This is a genomic window from Zhongshania sp., assembly GCF_047636175.1.
Taxonomy (GTDB): domain Bacteria; phylum Pseudomonadota; class Gammaproteobacteria; order Pseudomonadales; family Spongiibacteraceae; genus Spongiibacter.
The window spans coordinates 35,940-54,378 of record NZ_JBLIKC010000002.1 but is presented as its reverse complement, the minus strand read 5'-3'; the positions used below and the strand labels follow the sequence as shown (position 1 = coordinate 54,378).

Here is an 18,439-nt window from a genome sequence, read left to right as displayed (position 1 = left end):
TAATTTGCGAGGGCTGGAGGTGCCAAAACACTAGGCCTTCTGCGCCAACTTAAGCTGGCGCACCACGATGTACTCCAGGCAATTAAAAACTGACACTAACCTCTAGGCCGAAGCTACGCGGTTCCGCAGCGATGTATTCGTCGTAGCCAAAGCTGGCTTGTAGGTTAAGTGCATACACGTGGTATTCCTCGTTCAGCAGGTTTTTGCCCCACACGCTAATCTGGTAACTGCCGTCGTTGGCGTACCAAGCGAGGCGGCCGTTGTAGAGCCAATATGCATCCTGTCTGATTTCACCGTAACCGTACTGGTCGTTGTATGCGCTGAACCACTGGTCGTCTTGGAAGCTAGCGTTGGCATTAACACTGAGGTAACCGTATTCGGTGATTAATACGTCGTAATCTATCGAAAAGCTTAAATTTAGCTTGGGGGCAGATATTAGCTCGTTGCCCGACAGGTCAACACGGTCGCTGGGTTCGCCTATCGTTTGGGTGTTAGCCAAGTTTAATTCCGAATATTCGGTGTCGAGATAGCCCGCGGTAGCTTGAATTGTTAGGCGCTCGGTCAGTCTTGCCCAGAGTTCAGCTTCGGCGCCCTGTATGCTTGATGCGCCGGCATTCTCTAGAAAGTTCGAGATACCGACCACGTTAATAAATTGTTGATCGGTATAATCATAGGAAAATACTGCCATATTTAATCGCAGGCTGTTATCTAATAGATCTGCTTTAACGCCAACCTCAGTGGCATCGATGTATTCCGGGGCTGCATAGGCGGTTTCAACCGGCCGTTCCACATAGTAGACCCCGCCGTTGTAGCTACCGGCACGATAGCCTCTACTGACGCTGGCATAGACCATCCAATCGTCGTTAAAACGATAATCGAGGCCAATTTTTCCTGTCCATTCGTTCTCGACAACCTCTAGCTCTGGTGCGGAATTTTGCGTGAACGCGCCATGAGTAAAGCCGCCATTAGTAAACGCACTGAGCGCCGAGGGGTTGGCCAGCAAGTCTGATAATGCGGTAGGGCTCAGTGGCGCCCGAAACCACGCATTATCGATGCCGGTGGAATTGCCTGGCACCCAGCTTCCAACGGGTTCTCCGTCGTCGGTATAGCGAGACAGATTTAGGTAGGTCAAAGCATTACTGTCACGTGTGTAGCGCAGGCCGATATCAATGCCGAATGTTGCCGTCAGATCAAAACGCATTTGGCTGTAGGCAGCAACGCTCTCTTTTTCTGTTGCCAAGCGCTGCACAACTTGACCGACATCAATCAGGAATGGCGCATCGCTGATGGTGTCTGGTTTGGCGACCACGACTCGGGGGTCGGGTAAATCTTTAAATATCAAATAGGTGTTGTTCATCGACAACTCTTCATAGCCGTAGTAAAGCCCACCGATGAAATTGAACATACCGTCGAAATTGGACGTAAAACGTAGATCTTGACTGTAACTCTTTGATTCTGAAGACCAGAGAATCTCGAGTAGACCTTTGGGACCGCCATCGGTATCCTGCGCTTGATAATAGTCCGCCCCAAGATGGGATGTCACCGATGTCAGGGTGTAATTATCCGCACTGTAATTGACAGAAAGCACTGTTAAATCGACGTGGGTGACTAGCTTGCCGGACGCATCGGATTCAACTTGATGGAAATCGAGATGGTCAGGTCTGAAATAGCCCACATAGTCGATAAACCCATTAGAGTCGCCTTCTAAACCTGTGCCACGTAGGTCTGTCCGCGCTTCACTTTTGGGCGGGGTACTACTGCCGTCATTCGTCGAGGATGTCAATTTAAGTACGGCGCCCCAGCGTTCATTAATACGCCAATTTAACGCTAGGCGAGCACCTCTAAAATCTGCTTCGGCACCATTGCTTTCCTTTCCTTCAATTTCCATCCAGCCGTCATTTTTCTTCATGCTGCCAGAAATTCTTGCGGACAGCACATTACTAATGAGCTCCGATTCCACCGCGCCCTCCACCGAAGTGGCACCGAAATTACCCCCCCCGACCTTAAGATACTGCCGACCCTTTTCCTCAAACCCTGGCGTTCGCGTAATTATGTTGATAGCGCCGCCAGTAGTGTTTTTGCCATAAAGCGTACCCTGAGGGCCACGTAGTACTTCGAGCCGTTCAATGTCAAAAAAACTGGAGCCGTGACTGTAGGTGGGGCCTAGGTAGGATTCATCTACGTATACCCCGATAGGACTCGCTTGATTGGAACTGTAGTCCGACATGCTGACGCCGCGAATAGAAAAAATTGGCTGTACTTCCCCATAGGCGCCACTGACTTGCATGTTTGGTACTTGTGCACCGATATCAGTTGCATTGTCAAAACCAAGTTTTTCTAATGTATCGCCTCCAAGGCCGGTAACAGCGACGGGAATATCTTGGGTACTTTGACTCCGTTTTTGAGCAGTTACCAATACTTCTTCGAGCGCGGGTGCCGTATACGCGCTTGTACTGTTTAGTATCAGCGCCCCACCTATTGCGGTAGCAAGCGAGCGCGAGAGCCATGAAATAGGTGTTGTAGGCTTTATTCTGAATGGCATAGTAGTCTCCATAGTATGGCAATTGAGTGCATCGGGAATAAATAGTTCAGCGATAGAGCCGCGGACTTTTAACCAGTGGCAAGGTGATATTTTCGAGAAAATTAGGGCTAAGCTGAGAGGTACAGACCTCGGTGAACGCTGGTGATCGCTACTCGTTTAGCGACTTCTCCCTTTGGCAGTATGGCTTGAGAAACCTCTAGAAAATTACTCATGTCAACATATTGAACAGTCATAGACATCGCGTCCTGATTTTTATCGTTATTAGTAAATTTGAATATCATTCGCAGCTGCAATGCAGTATCGCCACTCACCTATTATTGATTTTAAAGAGCTATAAACCTATAGTTCGACCCGCCACTTACATAGGCAATTTGCGCCAATGTGTTGTTATCACTATAGGAATTGATCTCATTTCTAATCCGCAAATTGATATTTAGATAATTAAAAATATTCATGCCCTGGACTTCCTAGGGATTGTTAGATTGTTGATGATTTGAACCCACAGTAATAAGCGGACGGTCAAAATTACGTATTTTGATGAAAGTCGTATGCTTATCTACGACCTTAACGCCAAAAGAAGCGGCAGTTTACTGTCCGCTTGCTTGTTTTGTTATGAGTTTTCAATGAAGTTCTCCAGTGCGCCTTCAAATTCCTTACTCTCATCAAGGGTTAGAAATGTAACCCAAAATACTGGAAACAACACAAGATGATTAAATGACACGTTATCAATTGAATATTCGTGAATAGCACCATTCGAGATATTACTAAATGTGTAAGTGTACTCATTTGGTCGTGTGCCCCAGCTTGGAATTAAACCAAATGACAGCCCAGTTAGCCACTCTTGGCCTAGCGCACTGTTAAAGGGGGAGATCTTAACCTTGATGATGAAATTTGCATTCTCTTTCAATGCGGTTTGATTTGCAGAACACCCTGCAAAATCGAGAACACTTTCGGTACTGGAAATATATTTCGCCCGTGCATTTTTAGCCCACTCTGCTCTTTCATTTGTTCCAGTGGTACGTTGACGCTGCTCAGCACTTATTTCTAGGTAATAGTCGATATTACAGTTTCCGCTTACCTTGCTTACACTTGCGGAGGATAACTGATCATCAGTTTTGTAATATGCAACAGTGCATCCTTGAAGGATCAGAACAGTCGCAACGAAAAAGGCTACTCGCACATTACTCTCCTAGACTTATAACGCCCTGTTAAGGGGCAAAAAATTGTTTGCTGAAATGTTGAGGAACGAAACAGCAAACTGTTTTTTAGCCCTCTTGAACAGCTTGTTATATTTTTTCATCTTCGATTTTCTTAATCGTTTCAAGCACATAACCAGCAGACTGAATAGTCTTTCTAATCTCGTCTAATACACTGTCAAGTGAGCGGATGACCACCCGTTTGGCTTTGTTAATTTGAATAGTTAGTCTAGGCAAATCGGCTACACTTTCTCTAAATGAGGATAAACCGTCTCTTGCAATATTTGCGGATAGCTGCATATCACTCAGGCTTTGCTTTAGCTCTTCAAGACCTTCTTCTTCTGCAGATAACTCAATTGAAATCGAAATCCCCTTACTAAGCGCATCAAAAGCTTCTGTTCTTGATGAAGTTGCAATGCTTACTTGAGAGTTAAGAATTTCAGAGTATCTTGTGAGGTCTTCGCTTGTTAGCTTTATGAATTTTCGAGTTTTCTTCTGATCATAAGACCCATCAGCACTCGCAGATGTCAGTTCCGCTATGTCGGCTGTACGGCGCGTAAATTGAGTTCCAATTTTGACTGTTGCATCAGATATCAATTCTAGTGCAGAAGTCATATCTGACATTCGGTCTTCGTAAATATCAATATAGTCAAACAGCCCATAATCATCATCACTTGCATCGATTACATTATCAAATATTTGATTATCATTTACCGATTCTATTATTACTTTTTCTGTAGAAATTAACTTTTGAGCCCAAGATTGTGCGACTCGACTTAGGTGACCTCTGATCAGTGTTTCAAAATCTTCAGTATTGTCGAACGGCCAGTATAAACCACCTTTATCACCTAACTTCTCTTTCAAAGATTGCAGTTTTTGTAACTGTACGAAATCCATTTTAGAAGGGGGAATTGCTTGGTCTTTGAAATAGACCATAATATCTACGGATTTTGGATCGTTTTGGTACTTTTGGTAAGCTCTATCGAACTCTTCGATAGTTCCAGATTCAGCGATCTCAGTTGGTGAGCCGACTTTACTCCAAAATAATGCAATAAAAACATCATACTCATCATTTAATTGCTTATTGATCACATCTTGGGGATATGCGCCAAAACTAGGATGTATATCTGTCTCCCATTTGATGAGTTCTAATCGTAAATTAAGTGTTCGACTCCAAGTTCGATTCAATTCCGAGATGATCGATTCTAAAGCCTTTCGTTCGTCAATAACATCTCCAGGAGATGCAACAAACACACTAATAATCGTTTCATTTCTAGCCATGTTACTTCCAATTTACAGTCTGATGTTCCGCGAAAAAAATATAACGCCTTGCTTCAGGGGCGATTTTTGGAACGGAGTGCCGAAGGCCGTAGTGGAAAAAATTGTCCCGCTGCAAGCAATTGTTAGAGGGCTGCGGCATAAACTTTATACTTTGCATCTTTTGTGGGGTTTACGGACATATAGTAAGACCTGAAATTCCCCCTCACGTTGTGCTTCCTGAACCTTTCAGCTGATAGCAGCTCATGCCAAGGGTAGAGCCACATCGAGTTCACGACATATTCATGGTTTAGGTGAACGAACATTAGATGGCTTGGTACGCCTTCGCCTTCAATTTTTGGTATTGCACTGCTTCTAGTCCAGCCACTATTGATTCCTCGACGGGTTTTTACTGAGACAGTTAAGCCGCTTGAAGTCTCGACATCATGCTCGAAGCTATCATCTACCATGAATCCATCTAGTGCTATTTTTGTATAAATCTCGCCAAGCCATCCTACCAGCTCATCTCCTTTCAACACCTTCCCATCAGAGTATTCTGCTAGCAACTCTCTGATTTTTTTCTGTGTCATGGACAGCGTAATGAAAAGGCCAGCGAAGTCTTTTTCGATGCGATCCATTCGGTCAAAGTCAAAGTTCATTCTGCCCTCTAACAGTTTATTATAACGACTCAGGCCATATATCACTTTGGCCCCCTTATCACGGAACTGGCTTTTACGTTGATTGAAAAATTTTTTGGAAATTCAATGAGATAGCGGCCTAGCTATTAGCGAGTGCCAGTCAAACGAAGACTAATTCCCTTTATTTCTGCCAAATATTCCTTTCCCTTGATCATATCGCATTTTTTATAAATTTCAATGGGTTAAGTGATTCCCCAATGTGTTAATGGGAAGTGCTCTCTTGTTCAATTGTCTCGACGACGCGGAAACAGCGACTGACCGCTAATGTGACGCTAGAGCCAAACACACCCAGTATCTAGGGGCCGCCTCCTAAACTGGTAGAAAGCGGACGGTTTAAAACATATCCAATTGCATCCACTAGCCGCTGACACCGCCTCCCGTGACTAAGTATTCCGGTCAAAGCAGAGCACCCTGCCGGTAACGCTCAGAATATCAAGTCACTTAGATTCAAAGCGCTTATTGGATTCATAGCAGTAACGCTTAGCGTTCCAATTATAATAAGACTGGACTTCCCAGAGTTTGTTAGACACCAAATGACGTATTGACTACGCAGCCTCAAACCTACAATTTGACACCTCCAGACTGTTGAAAATTATAATTAAAGCTCTGCACGGGTAGTCAAAATATGAAGAAGCTAAGATGCACACAGCTATTGTCTGCAATCATTATGAGTTGCATGGTGCCGGCAGTATTGGCTGAAAAAAAGCCAATCGCCCTCGAAGAAGTGGTGGTTACCGCCCAAAAGAAACAATCCACTTTGCAAGACACTCCCATCGCGCTTGATGCCTTTAATGAAGATGCGCTCCAGCGAGAGGGTATAGGCAATGTTGGTGATCTGGCTAACAACGTACCGGCGATGACCATTCAACCTTTTCCTATTAACACCACGACTTTGCGTATTTATATTCGCGGTATTGGTTTGATTGACCCGCAAATAACCCAGGATGCGCCAGTTGGGGTTTATCTTGATGGCGGTTATATTGCTCGATCTTCCGCACTGGCCACCGATCTTGCTGATTTGCAGCGTATTGAAGTCTTGCGCGGCCCGCAGGGGACCTTATATGGGCGTAATTCCACCGGTGGTGCTGTCAACCTGATAACTCGTCGCCCGAATGTAGATGAAAGAGAGTTTCGTCAGTCGCTGACCTTTGGTGATCGTAATCTTTTTACCAGCAAGACCATGTTTAATACGCCACTGTGGGACGGTGCGGCCGGCAAAATTTCCTACTTCCGCAAGAGTGTTGACGGCTATATCAAGAATTCTGGCTTGGGCGGTGATTTTGGAGATAATGAAACCGAAGGTTATCGCGTCGATTTTGCCTGGGATGTGACGGCTACGGTGCATGTGGATTACGCCTATGACAAGGCCGAAGTCAATAACACCAATATGACGTATTCTCAGGCCAGACCCAAGTCGCCTTTGAGTGGCACGAGTTCCGGTGTTGCATTTAACAACCTCATTAATAATGGCGCACAACAGTTTTTTGATTATAACCCTTCTGAAAGTCTGCCTGATGAGATTTTCTCTGCGGTGGAAATCCCCGAAGCTCGAAATGTGATTGAAGGCCACCAGTTGAGTGTTGACTGGCTGCTGGATGAAGTCACTGCAGTGAAGTACATTTTTGCGATGCGTGACTTGCTGGACAGTACACCGACCAACCTAAGTACTGGGGCGAAAACCGATGGTTATCGTTTGGATAATGAACCTCTCTTTGGTTTTCCTGTGGCTGTTGTCCCTGGCGGCGCTGCGCCATGCACACCGCTATGTGTGGGTCGTAGTGTGATGCACGACGGATTTATTCCCGATATTTTGCAAGACCAGTACTCACATGAGCTGCAGTTATCTGGAGATATGTTTGACAGCAGTGTTAGCTACATAACCGGCTTATATTACTTTAATGAGACGGCCACTTTCGGTGCGGACAAGGTTGGCCATTTATTGTCCGCACCTTTGGGCAGCACAGCCACTCGGGACAATACCACAAGGCGTATTGAGGTGATGACCCAGGCTAAATACGCTATTGAAAACTCCGCGGCAGCGATTTTCGCGCAAATGACCTGGCGGCCACCGGTTCTTGATGACCGTTTGAGATTCACATTGGGTGCTCGTCACTCAGAAGACAATCGCAAAGCGCGTTCTGCACGACGTCAGATCTCCTTCATTGTGACTCCCGGTGATGGTGATAACCTTGATCGTGATGACCTTGATTCGGCCACGCAGCTCCCAGAAGCCTTTTATGATGAAACTGGGGATAAAGATTTCAGCGATGATTCATTCACTTTTATCAGTGAATTTGAAATCAGTGATGATGTTAATGCTTACTACAAAATGTCTGAAGCTTATAAAAGTGGTGGTTTTAATATTCGTGAAGAAATTACGGCCGCTGGTGCTGAACGCTTTCGCAATGGCTTTAATGAAGAAAAAGTCACAGCTCATGAACTGGGTTTGAAGTCGCGGTTTTTTCAGAATCGCTTCCAATTTAATGCCGATATCTTCCGCCAAGAATTTGAAAATCAACAGCTCAATTTTGTTGTGCCAGGCGCGGTAAGTGACACCACGGTTGCCAATGCTGGTTCCTCAGTGTTGCAGGGTTTTGAGATGGATAGCACTTGGCTGGTGAGTGAAGGCCTATTGCTAGTATTGAATTACGCTTTTCTCGATGCAGAAATCAACCCCAGCCGCAACCCATTGTCGGGAGAAGTAGAAGACAATTTTGTGTTTGATTCTGCGCCTAAGCACGCCTATACCGCTGCCTTGGATTGGACGCTTTTTGATAGCGTAAACTATGGACGCTGGGCCTTTAATGCCACCTACTCCTTTACTGATGAGCGCAATGGCGGTGGACTTGCTACCGCCTCAACTTACCAACAAGATAAAATGCATTCTTTTGCCGTGTTGAATGCTCGCTTGGGCGCTTATGAGGTTGAAGCCTTTGATGGACGGTTGAATATTGCTGTTTGGAGTAAGAATGTGCTGAACGAAGAATACAGTGTTAATAATATCCATAATCTTCCTCAAGCCGATCGGTCGGTGATGTTTGGCGAACCCCGCAGCTATGGTTTAGACCTAATTTATAACTGGGGTAGTTAAGGCGATAGTTACGGCAAATACTACATTCGCTGGTTATCGCGGTTGTAGTGGTCAAGTAAGCTTAGTATTAGCCGAGTCGCTCCGCAGCTCTCCCAACATTTTTCAAAAAGGTCTCTCGGTGAAATCCTGAGAGGCCTTTTTTGATATTTACTTAGCAAGCTGTCTCAATAAAAAAATCGCTAGTTTGCCAGCAAGGTTGCCAGAGCACATCGAAAAGGCTGACGCGAATATTGCTGAAGGTACTGACAAGTTAACTTTCTGAGTTGCAATGAATGACATCGTGCCAACTCAAGCAACCGCCCTTTTCCATTCTGCAAACGCACCTTCCCTAAGATGACCAAACGTTTCAGCACGAATCAAATGACGACCAACATTGAATACATTTGAAATCGCCGCATGAGCCGTCAAAAATTGTTGAGCCTGCCAAGCCGACTTGAATTTCCGCATACCCCACTCCCTCATCCTAGTCGATTCGTGCGATTGCTCGGCGCGGTTATTCTCATATACTTTGGTGCTGTGCAGCGCCTCCGGTATCAATTCCCGATGAGCAACACCGTAGCTCCGCAATTTGTCTGTCAGAATCTTCCGCGGCCCGTCGCCGTGGCGATTCAATAATCGGCGAAAAAAGCGCTTAGTTGCCGCCCCATCCCTTTTTACCTGAAGGTAGACATCGACAACTTCGCCGTCTTGATCCACGGCTTGCCAAAGGTAATGCCGTTTTACATTGATCGATATAAAAACTTCGTCAATGTAGAACGTATCACCGTACCCCCGGTGATTCCGTCATAATCGGCGTGTGTAAATAGCGCCGAATTTGATGCCCCAGAGCCTGATAGCCTCACGACTAACAATGATCCCGCGCTCGGCCAGTAAATCCTCTATATCGCGGGGAAATCGGTGGCGCTTGTATATATTCATACCCCTACATTAGCAGAAACTGTGAATTAACTTGGTAATACCCAATCCCCGGTGCAAGCAAGAGTTTTGATAGCCATATTGTGAATACCGCATCAAAGAACAGTCTGATAAAGTGTGCAAACAATAATTGTATCTGTCGACTCTATTTATTCAGTATATAGATATCACTTAAACAGGATCTGCTACGCAGAAGGTAGGGAGAAAGCATGACGCTTACTAACACATCCACCGGCCTTGACGGTCTATATCATTGGGAAAAAACTCTACCTAATAAGGTATATCTGACCCAACCCCATAGTGGCGGACAGACCACTGACTACACTTGGGCAGAAGTTGATACCGAAGCACGGCGCATGGCGACTTATCTCAAATCGCTCAACTATCCCGCCGGTAGCAATATTGCTCTGATATCCAAAAATTGCGCGCACTGGATTATTACTGATCTGGCGATCTGGCTCGCAGGGCATGTCAGCGTCCCGCTCTACCCCACATTGAATTCCGAAACGGTAAAATACATACTCGATCATAGTGACGCTAAGCTGCTGTTTATCGGCAAGCTGGATGACTGGGACATGATGAAGGCCGGTATTTCAGCCGACATACCTAAGATCAATTTCCCGCTTTCGCCGGCTCAGGGCGACCTGCCAGCAGATTGCCAGAAATGGTATGACGTCATCCAGAGTGTTGAGCCCATGACCGAAAGCCCAGCGCGCGGGCAGGACGAGATGGCGACTATTGTCTACACCTCAGGCAGTACCGGCCGCCCAAAAGGGGTGATGATCAGTTTTGGCGCCATTGCTGCGTCAGCCAGCTTCCTTGCCAATATTACTGACGTGAGCCCTGATTCTCGAATGATCTCTTACTTGCCACTTGCGCATGTGTATGAGCGCATGGGCATTGAAGCCAATTCGCTCCGTTATGGCGCACATGTTTTCTTCGCAGAAGAGCTGAACACCTTTCCGGCCGACCTGCGCCGAGCACGTCCCACCTTCTTCCATTCCGTTCCTCGCCTTTGGGTAAAATTCCAGCTGGGTGTTATGGGTAAAATAGGTGAGAAAAAGTTTAACCGTCTCATGAAACTGCCCATTATTCGCGGCATCATCAAGAAAAAGATTCTTATCCAACTTGGGCTTGAGAATGTAAAGATTGCTTCAACAGGCTCAGCACCTCTTCCGTCAAGCGTCGTCGCCTGGTATCGCAGCCTTGGCCTTGAACTTCTCGAGGGCTATGGCATGACCGAGAATTTCGCCTATTCACATTGCTCTTTACCTGGCCGCAGTCGTGTCGGTTATGTAGGTCATTCGCAAGAAGGCGTAATCACCAAGATCGCAGATAACAGCGAGATTCTGATAAAGAGCCCCGGCAACATGATTGGCTACTATAAGAATCCTGAAAAAACCGCCGAAGACCTTACAGAAGATGGCTTCCTGAAAACTGGCGATATGGGCGAGCTTGATGAAGACGGTCGCCTGAAAATTACTGGTCGTATAAAAGAACTGTTCAAAACTAGTAAAGGCAAATACGTTGCTCCTGTGCCAATTGAGAACAAGCTTTGCGTCCACCGCAGTATAGAAGCGGTCTGTATAACCGGTGCCAACCAAACTCAACCCTATGGCCTAGTACTGCTCTCTGATGACGATCTTGCCGCCCGCGCAAAAGGCAATCTTGATGAAGCAGCCCTGACCGAGGGATTTACCAAGTTAATTGAAGAGGTGAATACCACACTCGATCCACATGAACATGTGAAATTTCTTGTTATCGTCAAGGATACCTGGGCTATAGAAAACGGCTTCCTGACCCCAACCATGAAGATCAAGCGTAATGTTATTGAAGACAATTACGCACCAGAGGTCGACGCGTGGTACAGCGCCAAGAAAAAGGTTATCTGGGAAAGCTAATTTTACTAGCACCGAAAACTGCGCAAATAAAGGCTTCTTATATGGAAAAACCATATAGGCAGCCTTTTCAACCCAAATCATTAAACTTACATGTTGCAAGGCGCTCTCGCCGTCATTTTAGCCTGAACTGACGCCTTAGATCGGCTATGCCCGTTTGAATAAACCCTTTCAAGTGCGCATTACTGATAAGCCTGATAACAATATCTTCACGGCAACTCCATTCGAGTCTCTCGCTGGGGCTGCACAGTGAAACGTTCACACATCGGTTGTCGCTATTTCGGGTCGCCCAACTACGTCAGACATGGAAGATGTCGGCGATTGCAGTGCTAAAAACTACGCTACTAATAAGCCCCGAGGCTCGGAATAAACACTCAAGACTAACCATTGCCAAGTGCGGCGGATTTAGCCTTAAACAGCAGTTAGCAATCTAACGCTGCCATTACCAGGGCGACTAAGCATGTTATGGCTTGGGCGCAAACGCGCGTGTCCGCCTATACTCAAGAACTCGGCCACGCTTGTGTGTACACTCCACCGCTTGCGACGCTATTTTTAAGGTCCGCGCCCCAACTCCACGAGAAGTAAGCTAATGTTAAATGCCGAAAAACCAAGCCTGCCACGCGCGCTGATCATCGCCGTGCAATTAGACAATGTTAGCGACATAGAATTTGAGTCCTCATTGACTGAACTGGGTGATCTGGCAAAGACCTTAGGACTGCAGGTGGTGGGTAAGTTTACCCAAAAGCGTTCGTCCTTCGACTCCACAGCTTACATGGGAGTGGGTAAGCGTGAGGAAATACGCCAATTCCTTGAAGACCAGCAAGCTGATGAGGTTGAGTTTGTGCTTGTCGACCATGAAATCTCGCCGTCGCAGGCACTCAATCTAGAAAATGAGATTGGTTGTGAGGTGATGGATCGCACGGTGGTCATTCTCGAGATTTTCCATCGCAATGCCCGCTCGCACGCCGCGCGGGTGCAGGTAGAGATTGCACGCTTAACCTATATGGCGCCGCGCCTGCGAGAGGCGGCCAAGCGCGCCGGCCCGCTAGGCAGGCAGCGCAGCGGCACCGGCGGCCGCGGCACCGGGCAGTCGCGCAGCCAAATGGATAGTCGTAAGGTTCGCGATCGGATTGCCGAGCTCCAAAAAGAGATTGATGCTATGGAAGCCAGACGCGATACCCAGCGGTCTCGGCGTCAAGAACAATCAGGGCTAGAGCAGGTGGCGCTGGTCGGTTATACCAACGCCGGCAAATCTACCTTGATGCGCGCATTGACCGGCAGTGACGAGTTAGTGGCCAACCAATTGTTTGCCACCCTGGACACCAAGGTCCGTACCTTGCACCCAGAAAGTGTGCCGCGGGTATTGGTGAGCGACACCGTTGGTTTTATCAAGAACTTACCCCACGGCTTGGTTGCCTCGTTCAAGTCAACTTTGGACGAAGCTCTTAACGCATCACTGCTGCTGCATATTATTGATGCGGGCGACCCCGGCTTTGAGATGCAAATTGAAGTGACCGATAAAGTATTGGCCGAGATTGGCGCCGATGTTGTGCCTCGTATTCGGGTGTTTAATAAAATTGACTACCTAGAAGATGAAGCAGCACAAACACAGCGTAGTGAAGAGCTGCAAGCCAAGTATCCCGGCTGCATTGTTCTTAGCGCACACCGCAAGGACGATATAACAGCGCTGCATCAGGCGGTTGTGCATGTTTTCCAACAACAGCTAATTGAATCGGAAATCTTTTTACCCTGGTCGGCGCAGGAATTACGCGGCGAGATTTTTGCGTCTTGCGAAGTACTTGAAGAGCGCGCCGACAGCGATGGTGCTTTTTTCCGCTTCCGCGCTGCACCTGATGTGGTTGCAAGGCTATCTGAGCTTGCAGCAAACGCCTAATGATGTTGCGCTACTGAGACTAGAGCCATGCCTCAAATCAATGTGAGTTGGGGCTTTTAGTGGTATTTGGCTAGCTATTTTATCGCAATATATCTTTCCACTTACAGGTTAAGCACCGTTAGAAAATGTAGACCTCACTCAACACTTTTTAGACACTATCGCTAGCCAAGGTTGCTGCTCTCTAGGCAGCCCTTTGGGCCGGTAGTAATGAGACAGCAGCTCAAAACCAGCATCCTGCAAATACCTACTCGCCACATCAAGCTCCATAAAGTGACCATATCGCTCGCCAGACCAGCCTTCATAACTGCCCCGCGGATTAGAGCTAAACAAAAAACCATCCGCTCTCAAGCTCGCATGTAGTTCAGCGAGGACACGAGGCAGTTCCTGACTGGGTATATGGAACAGCGATGCATTGGCAAATATGGCGTCAAAAGCTAATGGCGGTAAATCTAGGGATAGGAAGTCCTGACAGAGAATTTCACAACCACTGAACTGCCTGGCCATGGCACAGAATTGTGCGCTGCCATCTAAACCCACGGGACGGTGACCTAAGGATTTAAAGTAGCCAACATCACGGCCGGGACCGCAGCCAAAGTCTAAAATATCCAGAAGGTCATCCGGTGTAAACTGGGATAATAGCGCAGCATAATTTTGCGACACATTGTAATCTTTGGTGCCCTCCCAAAACGATTGGGCCTTGTCATCGTAATGGCCCACAGTAGCTTTTTCGATATGCCCGAGCTGCTCAGCAGACAGTTGATTTTGCATTAGAATTAATCTTTCTTTTCAATGGTGATTGAGAGATTCTTAGTGGAACCAGCATACCATTTTTGCACATATAGCGAGCCGACTATCGGTGCTTGGCCATCAACTGAAACTTCTTTATAACGCACGCTGTTTTTGGTTTCTTTTTCAAACTCAAAATTGACGGTAGTAGATGACATAAAAATTCCTGTAAAACGAAGTGGGTATATTAAAGCCGCTATTGTGGGGGCTCAGCGGCGGCTTCACAACAAGGCCCTCTCACGGTAAATAGCGCCAAGCACAACTATTTAAGTATTTAGTAAGCTAAAGTAAAAAAGCCCTACTTGTCTCAGGGCTATTGGCCAGCAGCTCACAAGATATCAATGAGCTGGCAAAATAGGCAAAGCTTAGGTTTTGCACCAAGCCATCATTTGGCTATTTTTGAAGACAGACCTTTTGTCACATGTTCGCGAAAAGCCATCGCTGCATTTGAAACATGCTTTCCTTTTGGTAACACCCAGTACCAGCTATTGGGTATTGGGAAGTCTTTTACTGGTAGCTCGATAAGATTACCCAGGGCCATATGACTCAGGGCATGCTGACTAATAATGGAGATGCCCAAACCCGCCATCACCGATTCTTTTATCGCTTCGTTGCTAGCAATGGTAATTGGGCTTTGCATTTCCATCCCGTTTTGTCTGAAAAAAGCTTCAATAGCGTATCGAGTACCAGAGCCTTTTTCGCGCATCAGTAAACGCTCACCATGGAGCTCACTCCATAAGATAGATTTTTTATCTTTTAGGCGGTGATCTTGCTTTGCTATTACCACCAAAGGGTTCTTGGTTATGAAATCAGTGGTGATATCTAGCTCTCTCGGTGGGTTACTAAATACATACAAGTCATCTAGGTTCTGCTTTAAGCGCTGAATGATTTCGGCGCGATTACCTACTTGAAATTCAGGCTCAATATTAGGATATGCCTGGCAAAACTCCCCAAGTAAATTCGGAATCAGATACTTAGCCGTCGTCACAACGCTAATTTTTAAACGCCCTACAGATAAGCCGTCCCTTGCTGCCAGAGCCATCTCCAAGTTATCCATAACATCAAACATAGAGCGTGTTGCGTCAAGTACCTCACGACCGGTATCGGTTAAATAGAGCTTTTTGGAGACCAGTTCGAATAATTGACAATCCAAAGCCTGAGCTAACTTTGAGATTTGCGTCGACACGGTTGGCTGGGCGAGATGCAATGCTTGCGCCGCCAAGGTAACACTGGAGTATTCGGCCACCGCCATAAAGATCTCAAGCTGGCGAAAGGTAGTTTGCCTAGTATGTAAACGACGGGTCCAAGTCATACATCTATTAAAACCTATGCATAAAACTAATTTAATCTATTATTAACTATGGGATATATCATTACAATCTTATCTGACTTAACTAAGCCCTTAATTTCTAGCCCATCGCTAGACTCGCCTTAAGGACCTTGGCTCAGTGCGCAAGGCCGCATTAGATGACTACATGCTCTTGCTACCTAATTTAATGATGGAGTTTTTATGACGCACCCTATTGTTCCTATCACAGTCGCCTACGGTGACGGTATTGGCCCTGAGATTATGGAAGCAACGCTGAAGATCTTAGACGCCGCCGGGGCGAAAATCGCACCTGAAGCTATAGAAATCGGTGAAAAAGTCTATTTGATCGGCCAAACTAACGGCATTCAGGCGAGCTCATGGGAGTCGTTGAGGAGAACTAAGGTTTTCCTGAAAGCGCCCATCACCACCCCGCAAGGTGGCGGCTATAAAAGCCTAAACGTCAGCATGCGTAAAGCGCTGGGTCTATACGCTAATATTCGCCCATGTATTTCCTACGCACCCTTTGTAAAAACCAAGCACCCGATTATGGATCTGGTGATAGTTCGAGAAAACGAAGAAGATTTGTATGCAGGTATTGAACATAGACAGACTGAGGACGTTTATCAGTGCCTAAAGCTCATTACGCGACCTGGTTGTGAGCGCATTGTCCGCTATGCGTTCGAATACGCAAAGCAACAAAACCGTAAGCGAGTAACCTGCTTTGTTAAGGACAATATCATGAAGCTGACCGACGGCCTGTTTCATCAAATCTTTAATGATATCGCCACAGAATACCCCGACATTCAGCATGACAGTATGATTGTCGACATTGGCGCGGCCAGAATCGCCGATACGCCGGAAAATTTCGATGTTCTCGTTATGCCAAATCTCTATGGGGACATCATTTCTGATATCGCCGCTCAAATTGCAGGGTCCGTCGGCATGGCTGGTTCAGCAAACATCGGCGACCAATGTGCCATGTTTGAGGCAATTCATGGCTCAGCGCCCGATATTTCCGGAAAAAATATCGCCAACCCGTCGGCCTTATTGCACGGCGCCATTCAAATGCTGGTGCATATTGGCCAAAATGATATTGCTGAAAAAATTCACCACGCTTGGTTAGCCACACTTGAGCAGGGCTTTCATACCGCCGATATTTATGAGGAAGGTAGGAGCAAAGTGCTATTGGGCACCGCCGAGTTTGCCAATGCCGTCATTGCCAATTTAGGTCAATCACCAAAGCAACTTAAAGCCCCTTCATATGAGGGCAGCAAACCTCTTAAATTACCGGTAGTTGGATATAAAAAGCCCTGTAAAAAAGAGTTGGTTGGGATTGATATCTTTCTGCAGTGGCAGGACGGGATACCTAAGACGCTCGGCGATAAACTCGTGACGTACGGCACGTCGGAGCTGGAGTTAAAGTTAATTACTAATCGGGGCGTAAAGGTATGGCCAGATGGCTTCCCTGAAACCTATTGTGTGGACCATTGGCGCTGCCGCTTTATGTCCCCCACCATGCAATTGAGCTTTGATGAGATCCTTGATGTCCAATCGCGACTTCACGAAGCGGGATTTGACGTCGTTAAAACCGAAAATCTCTATAATTTTAATGGCCAACCAGGGTATGCGGCGGTGCATGGTTAAGTTGCTCAGCAGACCATTTCAACAAGAAATATTCTTATAAAAGCCTCACCTTAAGAAATCTAAGGGCTCTCAAGTCACTAAATGTGCGGAATTTGAGAGCCTCAACATCACTAGCCTCAATAATTACACCTACTTTTTTAAGCTCACTTCAAACCCAGCCCAGACGCCTAGATAAGACACCTAGACCACAAAGTAAATATGTTGCTTTACGCAGTCTATGGAAGTAACGTGTATTTCAAATAAAAATGCTTAAAGTAGGCTTACAAGTTGTTATTACAGGCTTTCCACACACACTATCAATATGACGTGAGATCACACTCATAAAGAGCTATAAAATCAGCCGAGGGTGTGAAATCCAAGCATTTAAAAACAGAAAAATAAGTATTTATTTTCTGGCTTTAAACTATTTCACCCGATAGAAATCTATGTCTGCGACATATGAGCCCGCGCAGAATACAACATTATTAGTCAAAGAATAATATAAAAAATATTTAATTAAAAATGAACTTATTAGTAACCGAGCATTATCATCGCCCGATACAACTAATCTTACGTTAATTCAAATAACCAAATAACGAGCATTGTAATGAAGACATCATTTTCAAGAATATCAGAAAGTTCAGCCGACGACTGGAAGCTGATCATGAACGAACAGCTAACTTATGTCTCAAAATTACCCGACCGCATTTTAACTCACTTAGAACTATTGAGGGGCGACTACGGCGGCTTCCCGATAGATCGATTAGAGCACTGCTTACAAACTGCGAAACTGGCAGCAGAAGCAGGAGAGGACGAGGAATATATTGTTTGCGCCTTGCTGCACGATATCGGGGACACACTAGGCAGCGCCAATCACGCGGATGTGTCGGCGGCGATTTTACAGCCTTTTGTAAGTGAAGCGAATCACTGGATGATAAAGCATCACGCTATATTTCAAGGCTATAATTTCTTTCACCTGTTAGGTATGGATCGCAATATGCGCGATCAATACAAAGGCAGTGAACACTTTGACCGCACCGCCAAATTTATTGAAATGTATGATAATCCGGCCTTTGACAATAAGGCCCCTAAAATCCCCCTGGCGTCATTTGAACCCATGATAAGAAGAGTATTCTGTGAACCAAAGAACAGCATGTACAAAAAAGCTTTTGGTTTTGAATAAAAAAATCAGAGCAACACTACCTTAGTAAGCACAGTATTTAAAATAAC

Annotated in this window: 13 protein-coding genes; 5 read left to right on the top strand and 8 right to left on the bottom strand. The window is 46.0% G+C overall.

Annotation, left to right across the window (positions count from 1 at the left end):
- Window positions 1–82: 82 nt before the first annotated feature.
- From ACI955_RS01295 to ACI955_RS01280, 4 genes are all read right to left on the bottom strand, one after another.
- Window positions 83–2,542, bottom strand: coding sequence for a TonB-dependent receptor (locus ACI955_RS01295; RefSeq protein ID WP_415241926.1), 2,460 nt, complete (start codon window positions 2,540–2,542; stop codon window positions 83–85).
- Between the two features lie 610 nt (window positions 2,543–3,152).
- The gene (locus ACI955_RS01290; protein WP_415241925.1) at window positions 3,153–3,722 is read right to left on the bottom strand and encodes a hypothetical protein; all 570 of its coding nucleotides are present in this window, start codon (window positions 3,720–3,722) and stop codon (window positions 3,153–3,155) included.
- A 106-nt stretch (window positions 3,723–3,828) separates the two neighbouring features.
- Window positions 3,829–5,019, bottom strand: coding sequence for a hypothetical protein (locus ACI955_RS01285; RefSeq protein WP_415241924.1), 1,191 nt, complete (start codon window positions 5,017–5,019; stop codon window positions 3,829–3,831).
- Between the two features lie 122 nt (window positions 5,020–5,141).
- Window positions 5,142–5,654, bottom strand: coding sequence for a hypothetical protein (locus tag ACI955_RS01280; RefSeq protein WP_415241923.1), 513 nt, complete (start codon window positions 5,652–5,654; stop codon window positions 5,142–5,144).
- 664 nt (window positions 5,655–6,318) lie between these two features.
- Here ACI955_RS01280 and ACI955_RS01275 point away from each other — a divergent pair.
- A complete protein-coding gene (locus ACI955_RS01275; protein WP_415241922.1) occupies window positions 6,319–8,784 on the top strand; it encodes a TonB-dependent receptor in 2,466 nt (821 codons plus the stop codon).
- A gap of 288 nt (window positions 8,785–9,072) precedes the next feature.
- On the opposite strand, the gene ACI955_RS01270 is transcribed toward ACI955_RS01275, so the two are convergent.
- Complete coding sequence (locus tag ACI955_RS01270) at window positions 9,073–9,534, bottom strand: IS6 family transposase (RefSeq protein WP_415242064.1); 462 nt, start codon at window positions 9,532–9,534, stop codon at window positions 9,073–9,075.
- A 374-nt stretch (window positions 9,535–9,908) separates the two neighbouring features.
- On the opposite strand from ACI955_RS01270, the gene ACI955_RS01265 reads away from it, so the two are divergent.
- Together ACI955_RS01265 and hflX are read left to right on the top strand one after the other, a co-directional pair.
- Window positions 9,909–11,600 (top strand): AMP-binding protein, encoded by a 1,692-nt coding sequence (locus tag ACI955_RS01265; RefSeq protein WP_415241921.1) that lies wholly within the window; start codon window positions 9,909–9,911, stop codon window positions 11,598–11,600.
- A 586-nt stretch (window positions 11,601–12,186) separates the two neighbouring features.
- Window positions 12,187–13,491, top strand: coding sequence for a GTPase HflX (gene hflX / locus ACI955_RS01260; protein ID WP_415241920.1), 1,305 nt, complete (start codon window positions 12,187–12,189; stop codon window positions 13,489–13,491).
- A gap of 138 nt (window positions 13,492–13,629) precedes the next feature.
- On the opposite strand, the gene ACI955_RS01255 is transcribed toward hflX, so the two are convergent.
- The 3 genes from ACI955_RS01255 to ACI955_RS01245 all read right to left on the bottom strand — a co-directional run bounded on the left by ACI955_RS01255 (window position 13,630) and on the right by ACI955_RS01245 (window position 15,589).
- Window positions 13,630–14,259: a class I SAM-dependent methyltransferase gene (locus tag ACI955_RS01255; protein ID WP_415241919.1), complete on the bottom strand. Its 630-nt coding sequence runs from the start codon at window positions 14,257–14,259 to the stop codon at window positions 13,630–13,632.
- A gap of 5 nt (window positions 14,260–14,264) precedes the next feature.
- A complete protein-coding gene (locus tag ACI955_RS01250; protein WP_415241918.1) occupies window positions 14,265–14,435 on the bottom strand; it encodes a hypothetical protein in 171 nt (56 codons plus the stop codon).
- Between the two features lie 227 nt (window positions 14,436–14,662).
- The gene (locus ACI955_RS01245) at window positions 14,663–15,589 is read right to left on the bottom strand and encodes a LysR family transcriptional regulator (protein WP_415241917.1); all 927 of its coding nucleotides are present in this window, start codon (window positions 15,587–15,589) and stop codon (window positions 14,663–14,665) included.
- A gap of 198 nt (window positions 15,590–15,787) precedes the next feature.
- Here ACI955_RS01245 and ACI955_RS01240 point away from each other — a divergent pair, with 198 nt between their 5' ends.
- Together ACI955_RS01240 and ACI955_RS01235 are read left to right on the top strand one after the other, a co-directional pair.
- On the top strand, window positions 15,788–17,230 hold the full coding sequence (locus tag ACI955_RS01240) for an NADP-dependent isocitrate dehydrogenase (protein WP_415241916.1): 1,443 nt from the start codon (window positions 15,788–15,790) through the stop codon (window positions 17,228–17,230).
- A 586-nt stretch (window positions 17,231–17,816) separates the two neighbouring features.
- On the top strand, window positions 17,817–18,392 hold the full coding sequence (locus tag ACI955_RS01235) for an HD domain-containing protein (protein ID WP_415241915.1): 576 nt from the start codon (window positions 17,817–17,819) through the stop codon (window positions 18,390–18,392).
- Window positions 18,393–18,439 lie beyond the last annotated feature (47 nt).